Here is a 17,602-nt window from a genome sequence, read left to right as displayed (position 1 = left end):
TAAACACAAAGACCGGATGGCTTGCCGCTCGGATGATTTGAACACCAATACGCGGCACGTCCTCGATCAGAACTCCAGCGACGCGCCGTCTTCGGGAATCTCTACACGTTTGTTGATGCCTTCCTTTTTGACGTAAGCACGCAGCTCCTCACGGGTTAACGACATATGGTTGACCGCATCCATATGTACCGCGACGATTTGAGCGTTCTTCGCAGCCTGCGAAGCGCGCAACACATCTTCCTTGCCCATGATGATGGCGCCATCGAAATCGGTCAGACGTGCCATGCCGGCATTGAGAACAATGACTTCGGGACGATACTTTTCAATCGTCTGGTCGACTTCCTTGCGCCAGATGGTGTCGCCGGCGAGATAGAGAGTCTTGTAGCCAGGTGCCTGGAAAACGACCCCCATCGCTTGTCCAAGGAGCTTGGCGACAGCCGGTGTGGCGAACATTTTATCGGTGCCGTGCTGACCACCGGTTTTGCTGAGTTTGACACCACCAAATTCCGCTTCGTCAGTGAGCACTCGCACGTCGGTAAAGCCTTGGGAACGAATCAGCTGTGCATCCGCCTCATGCTGGGTAAACAGAGGGATGTGCTTGGGCAGCGCTTGCTGCGCAGCGTCATCCCAGTGGTCGAGATGGGTGTGAGTCACGATCACTGCATCCACCCCGGCGATAACATCGCTTACCGGCCCAGGCAGGTCGACCAGCGGGTTACGGAGGTTGCTTCGATACGTATTTTCGAAGCCTGGATAGGAACCCTTCTTCGCCAGCATCGGGTCGATCAAGAATGTCGTGCCAGCGTAGGTGATTTTTACGGTCGCGTTTCGAACCTGCTCCAGTTCGACCTTATGATTTGTATCGGAGATCGAAGAGGCGCCGGCTTGGGCGCAAACAGGAATAGCGGTCGTCCCGCAGGCGAGACAAAGAGCGATCGTGAGAGATTTCAGTTTCACAGGGCAAATCCGTAATGGGAAAGTCGCTATTGTTGCCAGACATGCCGGGTGGCAACAGTGGCCTAAATGACATCTTTCGATGGAATTGGGCCAAGCCATTCAGGCTGGCATAGCCAAATGGTTGGGCGCTCTCCATGTCTTCGGTTCGATGGTTTGACCCAATAATTGATAGTCGATAGATTTGGGCCTTCGCCCGATCCATGAGCTATTGCTAGATGCCCGCTATCCGAGTTGCCGTACTTGCTTATGAAGGTGTGAGCTTGTTTCACCTCTCCATACCTGGCGTTGTCCTTGGGGCTGTTGAGACCGTGCCTGACCAGCCTCGATACCGGGTTACCTACTGCGCTGAGCTGCCAGGTATGGTGAAAAGCGACCAAGGCATAGGCATTGAGGTGGTAAATGGGCTTGAACTGATGGCGGAGTCGGAGGTGATCATCATCCCTGCCTGGAGCGACCCGTCAGTAGCGGCATCCGCAGAGCTTGTGGAGGCACTCCGACTGGCCAATACAGAAGGGAAACTCATAATTGGCTTATGCCTAGGCGCGTTCGTCTTGGGCGACGCCGGACTTCTTGATGATAAGGAGGCGACCACTCACTGGATCGCACGTGACGTCTTTGCCCGACGTTTCCCAAGAGCACATTTTCGACCTGAAGTGCTGTACATCAACGCGGATAACATCATGACCTCTGCCGGTACGGTTGCGGCGATCGACTGCTGCCTGCACTTGGTTCGGCAGCGCCATGGCGCTGATGCGGCAAACCGTACAGCGAAAATGCTGGTGACACCTCCGCACAGGCAAGGCGGCCAGGCACAGTACGTCGAGCAGCCGGTACCACAGCTCGCTTCGGAAGCTCGTCTTTCCGATGTCCTTACCTGGGCCAGGGCAAATCTCTCTACGGATTTGTCGCTTGACGCTCTCGCGGATGTGGCGCGGATGAGCAGGAGAACATTTACTCGGCGTTTCAGAGAGGCGACTGGAAGCACGGTGTCGAAATGGCTGAATGGTGAGCGGGTTGCCAGGGCGCAACAGCTACTGGAAACCACCGACTTGCCCATTGAATGCATCGCGGGCGAAGCGGGCTTTGGCACTCCGCTCTCATTACGGCAGCAATTCAGCGCTCACCTTGGTACGTCCCCCTCTGACTACCGTCGGATGTTTTTTCGGGACATGAAGCTGGCTACGAAAAAGCAGGCCAGGCACTAGGTTTCGATTGGTCTGCGCTCCACCGCACGCATGGCCCGAACTCTACGCAATCTGTCCGGTGTCAACATTTCTCTGCTCAAGCGCCCTTTGTCGAATCCACTGTGGCGCGTAACACTCCGTTTCAGTTCGCCAATGACAAGGAAGAGGCGATGAATCGTCAAATAGCAATCCTCGCGAGCGCGCAGGCGCGCACGCTCGCCTCTTACGTCAACGGTCCAAACTGCTCGGCATACAGCTTCGCGATCCAGTCGACGAAAACCTTTACCCGCGGCGACAGTTGGCGGTGATAGGGGTACAGAACGGAAACGGGCATGCCGGGGCTCGCCCAGTCTCCCAGCACCTCAATCAACTCCCCGGTCGCCAGATACTTCTCTACGCCAAAACGCGGCACCTGGATAAGTCCGCATCCGCTCAGCGCACAAGATCGATAAAGCGCCGCATCATTGACCGAGATCCACCCTTGCGGCTGATACTCGACAGGCTGCCCGTCAACTCGAAAACTGAACGGGTAACGAACGTCCTGGCTGTCGGCAAAAAAGCCGACTGCCTGATGATCTCTGATTTGGTCTGGAGAGGCCGGAATACCATGGCGGTTCAGATACGCCGGGCTCGCACACACCACTTCCGGCATCAACGCGAGTCGCTTGATCACCAGAGTCGAATCTCGCGGACTGCCAGCTCGAACGACGCAATCGATACCTTCCTCGATCAGATCCACCAGGCGGTCACCGCTGCTGATTATCAGTTTGATGTCCGGATAACGCTCACGAAACTCAGTGATACGCGGGAGGATGATCCGGGTGGCATGAGAGCCATGCAAGTCCAGCCGCAACGTGCCACGAGGATTCGCGGCAACCATGCTCAGTGCCGTTTCAGCGTCTTCCAGATCACTGAGAATCCGCTTGCAACGATCATAGAAAGCCTGCCCGTCCAGGGTCGGACGCACCTGTCTGGTGGTGCGTTCCAATAGCCTCGCGCCCAGCCGGGCTTCCAGATCCTTGACTGCCAGCGTTGCCGTCGCGCGGGGAATATCCAGTGCATTTGCCGCTCGGGTAAAGCTTCCAAGTTCGACGATGCGGATGAACAGTTGCAACGAATCAAGCTTATCCATGACGGGTGCCGATTGTTTTCAGAAGCTGCACAGTGTTACCAGCCCGTCGGGATTTATCCAGCTCCGTAACGCACACACACTTCACTCCAACCCAGGGCTCACGGCAAATCAGCCCGTGCCTGGCGTGATCCGAACAATGAGTCGTGAATTACAGGAGAGAACGAAATGAATTCAAGCAAAGCGATTTTCCTCACGGGCGCGCTGGGCGTCGCAGGCAGTTCTTTTGCGAGCCCGGCGCCTAAGCCTGTTGACACTCGTACATACGAATACGGCATGTGGCTGGACATTGCAAAAGTGCTTTCGAACGACATTTCCCGCTCCACCCAGTGTGAAGTTGTCGAGGCAAAGATGGCCTATTTGAATTCCGCCGGAGGCGTCGAGGTCCTTCGGTACCTGACCTTGTCCAGCGCCTGCAGCCTGGACTGAGCCCAAAGGAACCGCCGCCATGAAACAACAAGCCTGCGTCTCCACGAGCTCTGCGAAGTGGTTATCTCCCGGATTGGCCCGCTTATACCAACGCGGCGAGCCGCTTGCCTTTGCGTTACTTCGCATCTGCTTCGGCGTCATCATGATGACTCATGGGCTACCCAAATTGATGCGCACCTCTCACGGCTCCATGGTCGACCCCATGGCGGGGTCTGCCTGGCTTATTGAAACCGTGCTGCATCTGCCGCGCCCAGAGTTCTTCGCGATAATGGTGGCGGTGTTGGAAGCCGTTGGAGGCTTGCTGTTGGTATTGGGGCTGGGCACTCGCCTGATCGCGGCAGCAATGGCCATTCAAATGGCAGCCATTTCCTACATCCTTGGCCCAACCTGGCCCTGGATTGATCGAGGGATTGAATATCCGGTGCTTATGTTGTTCCTGTGCGTTTACTTCTCAGTGCGCGGCGCAGGCCGGTATTCGCTGGAGTCACGCATCCGTAGGAGCCAGCTTGCTGGCGAACAGGCTGATTGAGAGCGCAACTAATTCGTCTGCGAACCCGATGACGGACCGGCACATAAGGACCCAAACCGGCCCGCCAACGCTGCCGCACTCTGGAAGCTCAGCCTGGCCGACTGGCAAAGACTTCCTCGGCAGCGAACAGGCTATCAAGCGGCTGTCACTATGGGATCCGGTGCAACCAGTCAGCCGGGCTGGGCCGCAAGGCTGTTGCTGACGTTACGCCCCAGCACAAGCACCGTAACAAGACCGCAGCCTGCCAAAGCCGTGGTCAGACCCAGCAGAACCGAACTGCCCAGATGGTCGACGATCTGCCCGCCAAAGAACGAGCCGAGCGCAATGATTACCTGAAACAAGGCGACGAACAGCGGCATGCCGCGCTCAACGTCCTTGGGCGCCACAACAAACATCCAGATGCTGGCGCAAGCCGGAAAGGCGCCGAAAGCGAAGCCCCAGAGCCCAATCAACATCGCGGCACCGGTCATGCCGGTGGCGAAGTAAGGGAACAGGGCGGTGCTGATGCCGATCATCAGTGCAACCAGCAACAGGGTGTGACGCACACTGCGATTGGCGGCGAATCCGGCGAAGACATTCCCGATCACCCCCGTCACGCCATAGAGCAGCAGCAACGAACCGATAGTCGGCCCGTCGAAGCCGGCACGCTCTTTGAAGAAGGGCGCGACATAGGTGTACGCGGCAAAGTGTGCGAGGCCAATCAACAGTACCGCGATCAACCCGACCCGAGCTTGTGGATTGATAAACAAGGCCGGCAGATCGGCGATGCGAATGGCCTTGTCCGGGTCAAGCCGCGGCAGCAGGAAAATCTGCGCCAGAAGCACCGGTATCCCCACCAGCGCGGTTACCAGAAAAGTCATGCGCCAGCCCATCAGGCCGCTCAGCCAGGTGCCAACAGGTACGCCGAGCACCGTGGCCAGGGTCACGCCGACCATGATGATCGAGGTCGCCTGGGCCACGCCCACTCCCTTAGGGGCAAGTCGGCCGCTGAGAGCAATGGCAGTGGCCCAAAAACCGCCGATGCTGACGCCCAACAGTACGCGGCCGAACAGCAACAGGTTGAAGTCGCTGGCGTAGGCCACCAACGCGTTGGCGATGATCATTATCAGTGTCAGGCCGATAAGCAGATAGCGACGGTCCATGGTGCCGATGCCTACCGACAGCAACGGCGCGGCCAGGGCGGCCATGATGCCGGGGAGGGTCACCATCAGGCCGGCGCGGCCTGCGGTGATGCCCAGATCGCTGGCGACATCGTTGAGTACGCCCACCGGCAGGAACTCGCTGGTCACCAGGGCGAAGGCGCCCACGGCGACCGAGAGAATCGCCAGCCACTGCTGTTTGACGCTCTGTTGATTATGTTCAGGGAGGCCGTGAAGGGCCTGGCTGCTGCTTGGCATGGTGCGATTCCAGAGGGGAGTGCTGCTCGAAGGCAGGCGAAGTAGCGGAGGAAAACGGGGGGCGATTATAGGGGGAGGGTTTGGCAGCCATACAGGCGGAGCGTTCGATAGTAAACATCAGCGCAATCGATAAGATGCGCGGACTAGAGCGGCTGTTCGCCGACTGATGCTGATTGCATGCTCATATACAAAGCGGCTGACCTGATTGACCTCCTGCCCGGATCGCTTCCTGCGGCGAACCAGGCACGGCTGCCATTTGAGTATCGCTCTGGTCGCTACCGTGGTAGCGGTTGCGCCCGGCCTAAGCCGGGTCCGTCAGGGCCTGGTCAGGGCTGTCGGGCTCGTCCTCCTGTGAAGGTTCCTCTCCGTACTCGTCGTAATCGGCTGGCGTGCGGCTGTCGTCGTCCGCCGAGGTTTTCTCGGTGCCCATGATGCTGCTCCCTTGTCGTGTCTGGTATGGATTAGGGAGCAGCCACAGACGAACGTTCCATCGGATCGATGTCGGTCAAGGCAACGCCTGACCCGCGGCCTGCGTCCCGTCCGCACTCGGCACCCTCACGGGCCTGGATACCGGTTCCTTGAGCAATGCGACATAGGCCACTGCCGAGCACGTCGCGACCACTGCGCTTATCACGAAAGCCGAAGAGAATGAGCCGGTCTGCTCCACGCTGAAGCCGGTGAGAATCGGTGCGATAGAGCCTGCGAGGTAACCGCCGAAATTCTGGATCGAACCGAAGGAGGCCACGCGCTCAGACGGCACGATGGTGTTGACGATCATCCAGGCCGTGGCGCTTGAAATGTTGATGAAGAACATCGTCAGGCACAGCAGTACCACGCAAGCCACCACATGGGTGGTAAAGGCCACGATCAGCGTGAACAGCGCACCACCAAGCAGCCCCATGATCACCATCAGTTTGCGACTGGTCAGCACTTTCATGCCTCGCGCCACCAGGTGATCGCAGGCCTTGCCGGCGACAACAGTTCCGATGGCGCCGAACAGGTAGGCCAGCGAGACCACCCAGGCGGTGCGGTACAGGTCCAGCCCATGCTCGCGCTCGAAATAGCCCGGCAGCCAGGTGAGGTTGAGCCAGATCATGTAGATCACACCCATGAAGCCCAGGAACGCACCCCAGGTATTGCGTTCCTTGAACAAGGCAGTCCAGCGCCCCCTTGGCGCGGCCGGGCGCCTGGTTTGTGCGAGCACTGGCTCGGCGCGCCCGGTCTGCGCCATGTATTGCGCTTTGCTCTTGTAGAACGCGAACCAGCACGCGGCCAGCACCAGGCCGATGACGCCCGTCAGCACGAACATGCCGCGCCAGCCCAGGTGCGCCATGAACAAAGTCAGCAGCGGCGGTGCAATGCAGGGGCCCAGACAGGTCGAGGACCAGACCCAGCCGGTGGCCGTACCGCGCTCCTGGGTGTCGAACCATTCCGACAAAGCCTTGGCGGCGGAGGGAAATACCGGTGCTTCGCCGATGCCCAGCAGCACCCGCAAGCCCACCAGATGATGAAAACTGCTGAACAGACCGAAAGCGGCCTGCGCCAGCGACCACACGATCAGCGAGCCGCCCAGCGCCAGCTTACTGCCGAGACGGTCAATCAGTGCGCCGAGCGGCAACTGCGAGAAGGCATAAGCGATTGAAAAGGCCGAAAGCATGACACCCATCTGCATGGGGCTGATGCCCAAGTCTTTCTGTATCGAAGTATTGGCAATGGACAGCGCACTGCGGTCCAGGTAATTGACGACGCCTATCAGGAACAGGAACAGGATCGTCAGGTTCTTGAAGCTTTTTATTGTTCTCATGAGCGCCTCTGTTGAGCGATGAGCCCGTCGCCTACCGCGGGCGTCGTTCACTCTAGTCGGCCAGATGCAAGGCGCCCAATGACAGCTTTCCATTGATCGATAACCGCGGGTTATCGAGCTGCCTGCTGCGCCCGTTGCGCGTCCGCGCCGCTCAGAAGCTCCTGAATCAAGGCCTGTGCCGACCAGCCAGGGCTATCGTCGCGTCGGGTGATGATGCCGTAGTCCGCCAGTACCAACGGAAACGGCAATGCCAGGCGGCTCAGGCGTCCGGCCTGTACGTCAGGCCCGACCATTGACTCGGCGAGCATGGCCACCATGGGTGCGGTTTGCAGCAGTTGCACAATGGTTTGCAAGGAAAGCGTCTCTACCGTGTTCTCGGGCGTCTGCATGCCCGCCTCGGCGAAGGCACGTTCGAGGCGCATGCGCATTGGCGTTCCAGCGGGAGGCACGATCCAGGGCCAATTGCCGAGCTCTGCCAGCGGCAGTTCATGCGCGCCGGCCAGCGGGTGCTGGCTGCCGGTAACCAGACACAAAGGTTCGGGTGCCAGGGGCTGGAACTCGAACAGCTGGCGGTGGCGGTCGGAGGTGAACCGGGCGAGGACCAGATCCAGCTGTTTGTGTTCGAGCATGTTGAGCAGATCCGCGCTGGTTCCCTCCAGCACGTCCAGCGTCAGCAGTGGCCAGCGCTGCTTCACGCCGACTATGGCCGCTGGCAACGCCAGGGAGGTAGCGGCGTAGATGCTACCGATCTTCAGCAGGCCATGGCCGCCTTGGCGCAGATGGTTGATCTGGCCCACGAAGTGCCGCGAGTCGTTGAGCGCGATGCGCGCGTATCGGGCCACGTGGCTGCCCAGGTCGGTAGGCGACATGCTGCGCGGCAGTCGCTGGAACAAAGCGAAACCCAACTGTTTTTCGATTTCGCGCAGCATTTTGCTCACGGCAGGCTGGCTGATGTTCATTTCCAGCGCCGTGGCGTGCATGTTTTGCGTACGCGCCAGAGTGTCGATCAGCACCAGGTGTCGAAAACGCAGCCAGTTGCACAGTTGGCTAAAGCCTAGGTCGGTCATCCGATAACCCTCGGTTATTGAACCTTGAGAATATCTCATTGGCGCTTATCGGCAACTGACTCTAAGTTGGTTTGACGCTGTCCCCAATAACAACAACGGACACTGCCATGACCCTTGCCAAACAGTGGAATCTTGCCAATAAACGCGTTCTGGTCACGGCCGCCGCCCAGGGCATCGGTCGTGCTTCGGTCGTGGCCTTCCAGCAGGCCGGTGCCGAAGTCATCGCCACCGACGTGAATGTCGAGCCGCTGCAGGATATGCCGGACATCCTCGCGCTGCCGCTTGATGTGACTGACCCCGCCGCCATCGAGGCCATTCGTGACCAGGTCGGCACGCTGGACGTGCTGTTCAACTGCGCGGGCTATGTGCACGGCGGTGCATTGCTGGAATGCGACGAGCAGGCGTGGCAGTTTTCCTTCGATCTCAACGTCACGGCCATGTACAGGATGATCCGTGCTTTCTTGCCGGGCATGCTTGCCGCAGGCGGCGGCAGCATCATCAACATGGCGTCGGTGGCCTCAAGCGTCAAAGGTGTGCCCAACCGTTTCGCCTACAGCGCCAGTAAGGCCGCCGTCATCGGCCTGAGCAAATCCGTGGCCGCCGATTACGTCAGGCAGGGCATCCGCTGCAATGCTATCTGCCCCGGTACTGTCGACTCGCCCTCGCTGCGTCAACGCATCGCTGCCCAGGCCCGGGATCAGGGCCGCTCGGAAGCCGAGGTGTATCAGGCGTTCGTCGACCGCCAGCCGCTGGGCCGCCTTGGGCAGGCCGAGGAAATAGCTGCGCTGGCTCTGTACCTGGCCAGCGATGCGAGCGCTTACACCACCGGTGCCATCCACGTGATCGACGGCGGGATGAGCGTCTGACTCCCGTTCTACAACCACTCAGGAGCTGCCTATGAAACTGCTGCGCTATGGTGAAAAAGGCCGGGAAAAGCCCGGCTTGCTGGACACCCACGGAAACATCCGCGACCTGTCAGCGCATGTCCCCGACGTCGCGGGCCAGGCGCTGGAAGCCGCCAGCCTGCAAGCGCTGGCCGCGCTGGACCCGGCTACCTTGCCGCTGGTCGAGGGCTCGCCACGCATCGGCCCCTGCGTCGGCCAGGTGGGCAAATTCATCTGCATCGGCCTCAATTACGCCGACCACGCTGCCGAATCCAACATGCCGGTGCCCACCGAACCTGTGGTGTTCAACAAATGGACCAGCGCCATCTGCGGCCCCAACGATGACATGCAGATCCCGCGCGGCTCCAGCAAGACCGACTGGGAAGTGGAACTGGGCGTGGTCATCGGCAAGGCCGGCCGCTATATCGACGAAAGCAATGCAATGGACCACGTGGCCGGTTATTGCGTGATCAACGATGTGTCCGAACGCGAGTGGCAGCTGGAACGCGGCGGGACCTGGGATAAAGGCAAGGGTTTCGACACCTTCGGTCCCATCGGCCCGTGGCTTGTGACTCGCGACGAAATCGCCGATCCCCATCAGCTGGACCTGTGGCTGGAAGTGGACGGTCACCGCTACCAGAACGGCAACACCCGCACCCTGGTGTTCCAGATCCCCGCGCTGATTGCTTATCTGAGTCGCTGCATGTCGCTGCAACCCGGCGACATCGTTTCCACCGGCACGCCACCGGGCGTGGGCCTTGGAGTCAAGCCCGAGCCGGTGTTCCTGCGCGCCGGCCAGCAAATGCGCCTGGGCATCGCGGGCCTCGGTGAACAATGCCAGCGCACGGTGCAGGCGGACTGAGCCAGGGTTGGCATACCGATCATCCAATAACAACAAGGAGAAACAGGTGCGGATTCTGATCACCGGCGGCACCGGCTTTATCGGCAAACAACTGGCGCGGCGCCTGCTCGACATGCACAGCCTGGCCCTGGACGGCCAGGCGCCACAGGCCATCGAGCGCATCGTCCTCTTCGATGCCTTCGCCGGCGACGAACGCTTCGACGACGCGCGTATCCAGCTGGTTACCGGAGATATCGCCGACCCGCAGGTTGTCGCGAGTATCGTCGATGGCGTCGATCTGGTCTGGCACCTGGCGGCGGTGGTGAGCTCGGCGGCGGAGGCCGATTTTGACCTCGGCATGCAGGTCAATCTCTACGGCCTGCTGAACCTGCTGGAAAACTTGCGCAAGCAAGGGAACCCGCCGCGCTTCGTCTACGCCAGCGGTTTCGCGGTGTTCGGCGGCGCCTTGCCCGAAGTGGTGAACGACGACACCGCGCTAACGCCGCAGTCGTCCTACGGAATGCAGAAGGCCGTCGGAGAACTGCTGGTGGCCGACTACGCACGCAAAGGCTTCATCGACGGCCGCGTGCTGCGCCTGCCTACCGTGGCCGTGCGCCCCGGCAAACCCAACAAGGCCGCGTCGACGTTCTTCAGCTCGATCATCCGCGAGCCGTTGAACGGCGAGCCGGCCGTGTGCCCGGTGCGCCCGGACACGCAGGTCTACCTCACGTCACCGCGCCGGGTCGTCGAGGCCATGCTGCGCGGCATGACCCTGTCGCCCGAAACCCTGGGCGATCAACGCATCATCCCTCTGCCGGGCATCAGCACCACCGTCGCCGACATGGTCGCCGCCCTGCAAAGGGTTGCTGGCGCCGACGTGACACGGCTGATCCGCTGGGAGCCGGACGCCACCATCCAGCGCATCGTCGAAAGCTGGCCGAGCAGGGTAGAGGCGCCCCGCGCCCGCGCGCTGGGTTTCAGCGCCGACGCCGATTTCGATGCCATCGTGCGTGCCCATATCGAGGACACGAGGCCCGTTTGACCAGCCCGCGCACAGGCGCCCGCTGCTGCACCGAATCCCGATAACAACAACAATGCGAGGCCGTGCAACATGATCACTTCACACCCGGATGTCCCGGATATCGAAAGGCAGACCATCAAGCGGGTGACCAGACGCCTGGTGCCTTTTCTTGTCCTGCTGTTCGTAGTCGCGTTTCTCGACCGCAACAACGTCGGCTTCGCGGCGCTGCGCATGAACGAAGACATTGGCATCAGCCAGACCATCTATGGCCTGGGCGCCGGGATTTTCTTCCTTGGCTATTTCATCTTTGAAGTGCCGAGCAACATTCTGCTGCACCGCTTCGGCGCCAGGGTATGGATCGCGCGGATCATGGTGACCTGGGGCATCATCGCGGGCGCCATGGGGTTTCTGCAGACCGCCGGGCATTTCATCACCCTGCGCGTCCTTCTGGGGATCGCCGAGGCAGGCTTTTTTCCGGGGGTGATCTACCTGCTGTCGCTGTGGTTTCCGAGCCGCTATCGAGCCCGCATGATCGCCAGCTTTTACCTGGGCGTGCCCATCGCGCAGATCATCGGCGCGCCGCTGTCAGTGGGTCTGATTGAACTGGGCGACGCCTATGGCCTGGTGGGCTGGCGTCTGATGTACATCGTTGAGGCCGTACCGGCCATCATTCTCGGCGTGGTGTGCTACTTCTATCTCACCGATCGCCCGGCGGATGCCCACTGGTTGACCGCCGAGCAGCGCAAATGGCTGATCAACACGCTGGAGCAGGAGGAGCGCGCCAAACCGCTGGTGGTTGGCGTGCAACCGACCAAAGGCCAGATGATCCGCAAGGCGCTGGCCAGCCGGCAAGTGTGGTTACTGGCGCTGGTGTATTTCGGCATCACTTCTGGCTCCAACGCGATGAACTTCTTTCTGCCCACGGTACTGGCGTCGTTCCGCGCCTCGTTCGGGCTGGAAATCGGCCTGATGCAGAACGGCCTGATCACCGCGATTCCCTACGCCGTTGCGGCTGTGGCGATGATCTGGTGGAGCCGCCGCTCGGACCGTCTGCAGGAGCGCCACTGGCACGCCGGCGGCGCCGCGATGCTGGCTGCCGTCTCCATCGCCGTGGCGCTGCTGATCAACCAGCCGTGGATCATCGTGATCGGTTTCATCCTGCTGGCGATGGGCGTGTACAGCGCCATCAACGTGTTCTGGGCGGTACCCGGCCAGGTGTTGACCGGCGTGGGAGCGGCGGCGGGCATCGGTCTGATCAACTCCATCGGCAACCTGAGCGGTTTTACCGGCCCCTACCTGACAGGCTTCCTGTTCAATGCGACCGGCAGCTACACCCCGGGCTTTCTGATCATCGCCGCGCTGGTCGGCGCCGGAGGCCTGGGCATGGTGCTGATGCCGCGCAACAAGGTGGCAACGATCGGTGAACCCCAGCAGGCAGTGCGCGGCCTTGGAGGCAAGGCATGAACCAGCACACCGTGGCGTTCATCGGTACCGGCATCATGGGTCAGCCCATGGCACTGAACCTGCTCCGGGCCGGTTACCCGGTACAGGCCTGGAATCGCTCCGCAAACAAGACCGCGCCGCTGGCCGAACAAGGGGCGCACGTAGGCACCAGCGCGGCGCAGGCCGCCAAAGGCGCACAAACGTTGATCTGCATGCTCAGCGACGGCCCGACCTGCGACCGGGTGCTGTTTGGCGAGGAGGGCGCTGCCCTGGCCCTCGCGCCGGGTGCGCTGGTGATCGTGATGAGTTCGATCCCTGTGGAGCATGCGGTCGGGCAGGCGCGCCAATGCGCCGCGCTCGGGCTGCGCTACCTCGATGCGCCGGTGTCCGGCGGCGAACGCGGTGCCCGCGACGCCAGCCTTGCGATCATGGCAGGCGGCGAACCTGAAGCTTTCGAGCAGGGCCGCGCCGTTCTGGCGACGCTGGGTCGACCCGTGCATGTCGGTCCGGCCGGCACAGGCGAACTCGCCAAACTGGTCAACCAGCTGATTGTCGCCAGCACCATCGCCACGGTCGGCGAAGGGCTGCTGCTGGCCGAGCGCGGCGGTGCCGACCCGGCCAAGGTCCATGAAGCGTTGCTGGGCGGGTTCGTGGATTCGGTGATATGGCGCCAGCACGGCCAGCGCATGCTGCATGACGACTTCACCCCGGGCGGCCCCGCCAAATGGCAGCTCAAGGACACTCGCACGGCGCTCGCCCATGCCGATTCGCTGGGTCTGTCGCTGCCCGTGGGCAGCCTGGTCAACGGGCTGTTCGAAGCGATGGTCGAGGCCGGCGACGGCGAGCTTGACCACGCCGGGCTGATCCGCCAGTTGCGTCGCCACAACCACTTGCCCGAACAATTTGCCGGAGTTCGACATGACTGACCCAGCCCCACGCCGCCTGCGCAGCCAGCAGTGGTTCGATGACCCCAGCCACGCGGACCTCACCGCGCTTTATGTCGAGCGCTACATGAACCAGGGCCTGACCCGCGCCGAGTTGCAATCGGGGCGGCCTATCATCGGCATCGCCCAGACAGGCAGCGACCTCACACCCTGCAATCGCCATCACATCGAACTGGCCAAGCGCGTCAAGGACGGCATCCGCGACGCGGGCGGCATTCCCATGGAGTTCCCGGTTCATCCTATCGCCGAGCAATCGCGTCGGCCCACTGCCGCTTTGGACCGCAACCTCGCTTATCTGGGGCTGGTCGAAGTGCTGCACGGCTATCCGCTCGATGGGGTAGTTCTGACCACTGGTTGCGACAAGACGACGCCTGCGTGCCTCATGGCGGCGGCCACTACTGACTTGCCGTCCATCGTGCTGTCAGGCGGACCCATGCTGGACGGTTGGCACAAAGGACAGCGCATCGGTTCCGGAACGGTGCTCTGGCACGCTCGCAACCTGCTGAGCGCGGGCGAGATCGATTACGAGGGTTTCATGACGCTCACCACCGCGGCGTCGCCTTCGGTGGGCCACTGCAACACGATGGGCACGGCCTTGTCGATGAACGCCATTGCTGAAGCGCTCGGCATGTCGCTGCCCGGTTGCGCGAGCATTCCGGCGCCATACCGCGAGCGCGGGCAAATGGCCTATGCCACGGGCATGCGCATCGTCGACCTGGTACGCGAGGATGTGCGGCCGTCGCACATCATGACCCATGCCGCTTTCGAGAACGCCATTGCCGTGGCCTCGGCGCTGGGGGCGTCCACCAACTGTCCACCGCACCTGATCGCTATCGCACGTCACAGCGGCATCGACCTGTCCCTGCAAGACTGGCAGCGCGTGGGCGAGGACGTGCCTCTGCTGGTCAATTGCATGCCGGCCGGAGAATACCTGGGGGAAAGCTTTCACCGGGCCGGCGGCGTCCCGGCGGTGATGCACGAACTGGATAAGGCCGGGCGGCTGCATCGCGATTGCCGTTCGGTCAACGGCCAGAGTGTCGGCCAGATCGTCGACAGCGCGGCCACCGGTGACCCTGACGTCATCCGCAGCTACGCAGAGCCGCTCAAGCATCGCGCCGGATTCATCGTTCTGAGCGGCAATTTCTTCGACAGCGCCATCATGAAAATGTCGGTGGTTGGCGAAGCCTTTCGCAGCACGTACCTCAGCGACCCGCTGCAACCCAACAGCTTCGAGGCTCGTGCCATTGTCTTCGAAGGCCCCGAGGATTATCAGGCGCGGATCAATGACCCGGCCCTGGATATCGATGAGCGCTGCATTCTGGTGATCCGTGGTTGCGGTACGGTTGGCTATCCCGGCAGCGCCGAGGTGGTGAATATGGCACCGCCTGCCGCGTTGATCAAAGCCGGCATCGATTCGCTGCCTTGCCTGGGCGACGGTCGCCAGAGCGGCACTTCCGCCAGCCCCTCGATCCTCAATATGTCGCCGGAATCGGCGGTCGGCGGCGGCCTTTCCCTGCTGCGCACAGGCGATCGCCTGCGTGTCGACCTCAATGCCCGCAGCGTGAACCTGCTGGTGGACGAAGCCGAGCTGGAAGCGCGCCGTCAGGAACCCTTGCCAGCATTGCCGCCCGCGCAAACGCCCTGGCAGGAGCTTTACCGGCAACTGGTCGGCCAGCTATCTACGGGCGGTTGCCTGGAACCGGCAACTCTGCACTGGCGGGTGATCACCCAGAACGGCCACCCGCGCCATTCCCACTAAGAGGGTGGTTACAAAATTTCGTAAACGCCCTCTAAGCCCAAGGACCCGTTATGCAAGCGCTGCAACTGACGATTGAAAATTCCATGCCCCAGGACTGGCAACGCGCAACCCTGGTCGGACGCGTGTGGCTGCCGGGTGAACCGGGCGGTCCGGCTGTCGTGGTAGTGCGTGACGGTCAGGTCATTGATATCACCGCGCATTTCGCGACCCTGAGCCTGCTGCTCGACAGCGACACACCGCTGCAAGCCGCTCGCGAAGCCAGCGGCCCACGGCTTTGCAGCGTCGAAGCGCTGCTCGCCAACAGCGGCGAGGTGCGTGACCCCGCGCGGCCGCGCCTGCTGCCGCCCACCGACCTGCAAGTGATCAAGGCGGCGGGCGTGACCTTCGCCGCCAGCATGATCGAGCGGGTGATTGAGGAAAAAGCCGGCGGCGATGCCCAACGTGCCCTGCGGATTCGCGAGCTGGTGCAAGGGGTGATCGGCGACAACCTGCGTGACTTGCGTCCTGGCTCTGCCGAGGCGATGCGTCTCAAACAGGTGCTCATCGAGCAGCAGATGTGGTCCCAGTATCTGGAGGTCGGCATCGGTCCCGACGCAGAGATCTTCACCAAGGCACCCATCCTCGCCGCAGTCGGCAGCGGTAGTTGCATTGGCATTCATCCGCATTCCGGCTGGAACAACCCGGAACCTGAAGTGGTACTGGCGGTGGACAGTAAAGGCTGCATTCAGGGCGCGACCCTGGGTAATGACGTCAACCTGCGCGACTTCGAAGGGCGCAGCGCGCTGCTGCTGAGCAAGGCCAAGGACAACAATGCATCCTGCGCGCTGGGGCCTTTCATCCGTCTGTTCGATGAGCATTTCGGGCTGGATGACGTGCGCCGTTGCGAAGTCGCCCTGCGTGTCGAAGGCCAGGACGGCTACGTGCTTGACGGCAGCAGTTCCATGAGTCAGATCAGCCGCGACCCGGCCGATCTGGCCCAACAGACTCTCAACCTGAACCACCAGTACCCCGATGGCTTCGTGCTGTTCCTTGGCACCCTGTTCGCGCCCACCGATGATCGCGACCAGCCGGGGCAGGGCTTCACCCACAAGGTGGGTGACCTGGTGAGCATTTCCTCGCCGCTGCTGGGTTGCCTTCACAACCGTGTCGTTACCAGCGATCAGGCACCGCCGTGGCGCTTTGGCGTCAGTGCTCTGATGAAAAATCTGGCGCAACGCGGTCTGTTGTAAGAAGGCGACGCCGCGTGGTCTGAGGGCGGGGCGGTTGTCCTCTTGCAAACATTCCTGCCATCGATAGCGCGATCAGGGTCCGTTTGGCAGGGGGCGACTGCCAGCTGCGTTCCCGGATCAACCGCCTCGAAGTCGAGCCGACGCGGCAAGCGTGGGCTGCCACGCCCCGCAGTCATAGTCGGGCAGCCACGAGGCGATGATCGTGCGGGCCTCATCGCTGGCACCGCTTTCCTGCAAGACATTAGCAAGGGCGCAGGCGGCATTGGCGCTCTCACGACGAAGCTCAAGCGTCTGTTCCCTCGACGTGCGGCCATAGGCAACGTTACGGTTCTCCGCGTGTGACCCGCTGCGATAGGTCAGGAAGCCTCAATCGGTTTCGCTGAAATGCGCAGTGTAGCGTTCGCAGGGGGCGACGTGCGCCTGATCATGGTCCGACATGCCGGAGAATGCGAAAAGCCCGAAGACCTTCAATGCCGTTATTGCATTCTTTTCATGACGTCGTGAATTCTGCATTCACTGATGCGCGTGGGCCGGTTCTCGAGAAACTCCACAGGTCCCATGTCCAGCGGTTAAAGCGTAGGCCGGTCTGCTGAACCAACAAGACGCTAGGTTTTGTCTAAGGATGGCGTTTCAATGTCATTTTAGCCCGGTTTTTTTGAATGAGAAATACGCTAGTAAAAGCCTTGAACCAGGCAGAAATATTCTTTATCGAATAGAAGCCAGTATGTAACAGGCAAAACAGCGATTCTTTTAGCAATATCTGACTTATTCAATAAACCTACCTTCTGTTAGGGATAAAGACGCTCCGCCATGGGTCTATTGCGGGCTTGATGGCCTGGGGTCGCCATTACCGATCATGAAAAGTGCAAGTGCTCTTCATTAGGGAGCATTCATGATCGGGGCGCTGAGGATCGTCGAGTGCATGACTGAACTATTAGAAGATTAATTAACGGGTCGCTTCCTGAAGTTTCGGGTGTCCTGATTT

General features: G+C 61.2%; 16 protein-coding genes. 10 read left to right on the top strand and 6 right to left on the bottom strand.

What is annotated here, in order from left to right; genetic code table 11:
• Positions 1-66 precede the first annotated feature (66 nt).
• Positions 67-957 (bottom strand): MBL fold metallo-hydrolase, encoded by an 891-nt coding sequence (locus TRP66_RS02120; RefSeq protein WP_333399667.1) that lies wholly within the window; start codon positions 955-957, stop codon positions 67-69.
• Positions 958-1,172: 215 nt separating this feature from the next.
• Between TRP66_RS02120 and TRP66_RS02115 the strand changes: the two genes are divergently transcribed.
• Positions 1,173-2,162 carry a GlxA family transcriptional regulator gene (locus tag TRP66_RS02115; protein WP_333399666.1) on the top strand — a complete coding sequence of 330 codons (990 nt, stop codon included), beginning with the start codon at positions 1,173-1,175 and terminating at the stop codon, positions 2,160-2,162.
• A 202-nt stretch (positions 2,163-2,364) separates the two neighbouring features.
• Here the strand turns inward: TRP66_RS02115 and TRP66_RS02110 are convergent, their stop codons facing one another.
• Positions 2,365-3,273: a LysR family transcriptional regulator gene (locus TRP66_RS02110; RefSeq protein ID WP_333399665.1), complete on the bottom strand. Its 909-nt coding sequence runs from the start codon at positions 3,271-3,273 to the stop codon at positions 2,365-2,367.
• A gap of 165 nt (positions 3,274-3,438) precedes the next feature.
• On the opposite strand from TRP66_RS02110, the gene TRP66_RS02105 reads away from it, so the two are divergent.
• Both TRP66_RS02105 and TRP66_RS02100 read left to right on the top strand, forming a co-directional pair.
• Positions 3,439-3,699 carry a DUF2790 domain-containing protein gene (locus TRP66_RS02105; protein WP_333399664.1) on the top strand — a complete coding sequence of 87 codons (261 nt, stop codon included), beginning with the start codon at positions 3,439-3,441 and terminating at the stop codon, positions 3,697-3,699.
• A gap of 19 nt (positions 3,700-3,718) precedes the next feature.
• Complete coding sequence (locus tag TRP66_RS02100; protein WP_333399663.1) at positions 3,719-4,228, top strand: DoxX family protein; 510 nt, start codon at positions 3,719-3,721, stop codon at positions 4,226-4,228.
• Between the two features lie 170 nt (positions 4,229-4,398).
• Here TRP66_RS02100 and TRP66_RS02095 read toward each other — a convergent pair whose 3' ends face one another.
• The 4 genes from TRP66_RS02095 to TRP66_RS02080 all read right to left on the bottom strand — a co-directional run bounded on the left by TRP66_RS02095 (position 4,399) and on the right by TRP66_RS02080 (position 8,496).
• Positions 4,399-5,625, bottom strand: coding sequence for an MFS transporter (locus TRP66_RS02095; RefSeq protein WP_333399662.1), 1,227 nt, complete (start codon positions 5,623-5,625; stop codon positions 4,399-4,401).
• Positions 5,626-5,926: 301 nt separating this feature from the next.
• Positions 5,927-6,055 (bottom strand): hypothetical protein, encoded by a 129-nt coding sequence (locus TRP66_RS02090; RefSeq protein ID WP_333399661.1) that lies wholly within the window; start codon positions 6,053-6,055, stop codon positions 5,927-5,929.
• A 75-nt stretch (positions 6,056-6,130) separates the two neighbouring features.
• The gene (locus tag TRP66_RS02085) at positions 6,131-7,429 is read right to left on the bottom strand and encodes an MFS transporter (RefSeq protein ID WP_333399660.1); all 1,299 of its coding nucleotides are present in this window, start codon (positions 7,427-7,429) and stop codon (positions 6,131-6,133) included.
• Positions 7,430-7,539: 110 nt separating this feature from the next.
• A complete protein-coding gene (locus tag TRP66_RS02080) occupies positions 7,540-8,496 on the bottom strand; it encodes a LysR family transcriptional regulator (protein WP_333399659.1) in 957 nt (318 codons plus the stop codon).
• Between the two features lie 107 nt (positions 8,497-8,603).
• Here TRP66_RS02080 and TRP66_RS02075 point away from each other — a divergent pair, with 107 nt between their 5' ends.
• From TRP66_RS02075 to TRP66_RS02045, 7 genes are all read left to right on the top strand, one after another.
• Entirely contained in the window at positions 8,604-9,362 is a 759-nt protein-coding gene (locus TRP66_RS02075; RefSeq protein WP_333399658.1) for an SDR family oxidoreductase, read from the top strand.
• A 31-nt stretch (positions 9,363-9,393) separates the two neighbouring features.
• Positions 9,394-10,242, top strand: coding sequence for an ureidoglycolate lyase (locus TRP66_RS02070; protein WP_333399657.1), 849 nt, complete (start codon positions 9,394-9,396; stop codon positions 10,240-10,242).
• Between the two features lie 46 nt (positions 10,243-10,288).
• Positions 10,289-11,263, top strand: a complete 975-nt coding sequence (gene denD, locus TRP66_RS02065) for a D-erythronate dehydrogenase (RefSeq protein ID WP_333399656.1) — start codon at positions 10,289-10,291, stop codon at positions 11,261-11,263.
• Positions 11,264-11,332: 69 nt separating this feature from the next.
• Positions 11,333-12,706: an MFS transporter gene (locus TRP66_RS02060; RefSeq protein ID WP_333399655.1), complete on the top strand. Its 1,374-nt coding sequence runs from the start codon at positions 11,333-11,335 to the stop codon at positions 12,704-12,706.
• Positions 12,703-13,611, top strand: coding sequence for an NAD(P)-dependent oxidoreductase (locus TRP66_RS02055; protein ID WP_333399654.1), 909 nt, complete (start codon positions 12,703-12,705; stop codon positions 13,609-13,611). Before TRP66_RS02060 ends, TRP66_RS02055 begins: the two co-directional genes overlap by 4 nt.
• Entirely contained in the window at positions 13,604-15,388 is a 1,785-nt protein-coding gene (locus tag TRP66_RS02050) for an IlvD/Edd family dehydratase (protein WP_333399653.1), read from the top strand. The genes TRP66_RS02055 and TRP66_RS02050 overlap by 8 nt, the downstream gene beginning before the upstream one ends.
• A 50-nt stretch (positions 15,389-15,438) precedes the next feature.
• A complete protein-coding gene (locus TRP66_RS02045) occupies positions 15,439-16,617 on the top strand; it encodes a fumarylacetoacetate hydrolase family protein (protein ID WP_333399652.1) in 1,179 nt (392 codons plus the stop codon).
• Positions 16,618-17,602 lie beyond the last annotated feature (985 nt).

It is taken from the genome of Pseudomonas sp. JDS28PS106 (genome assembly GCF_036706555.1).
GTDB lineage: Bacteria > Pseudomonadota > Gammaproteobacteria > Pseudomonadales > Pseudomonadaceae > Aquipseudomonas.
This window is presented reverse-complemented; position numbering and strand designations above follow the sequence as displayed.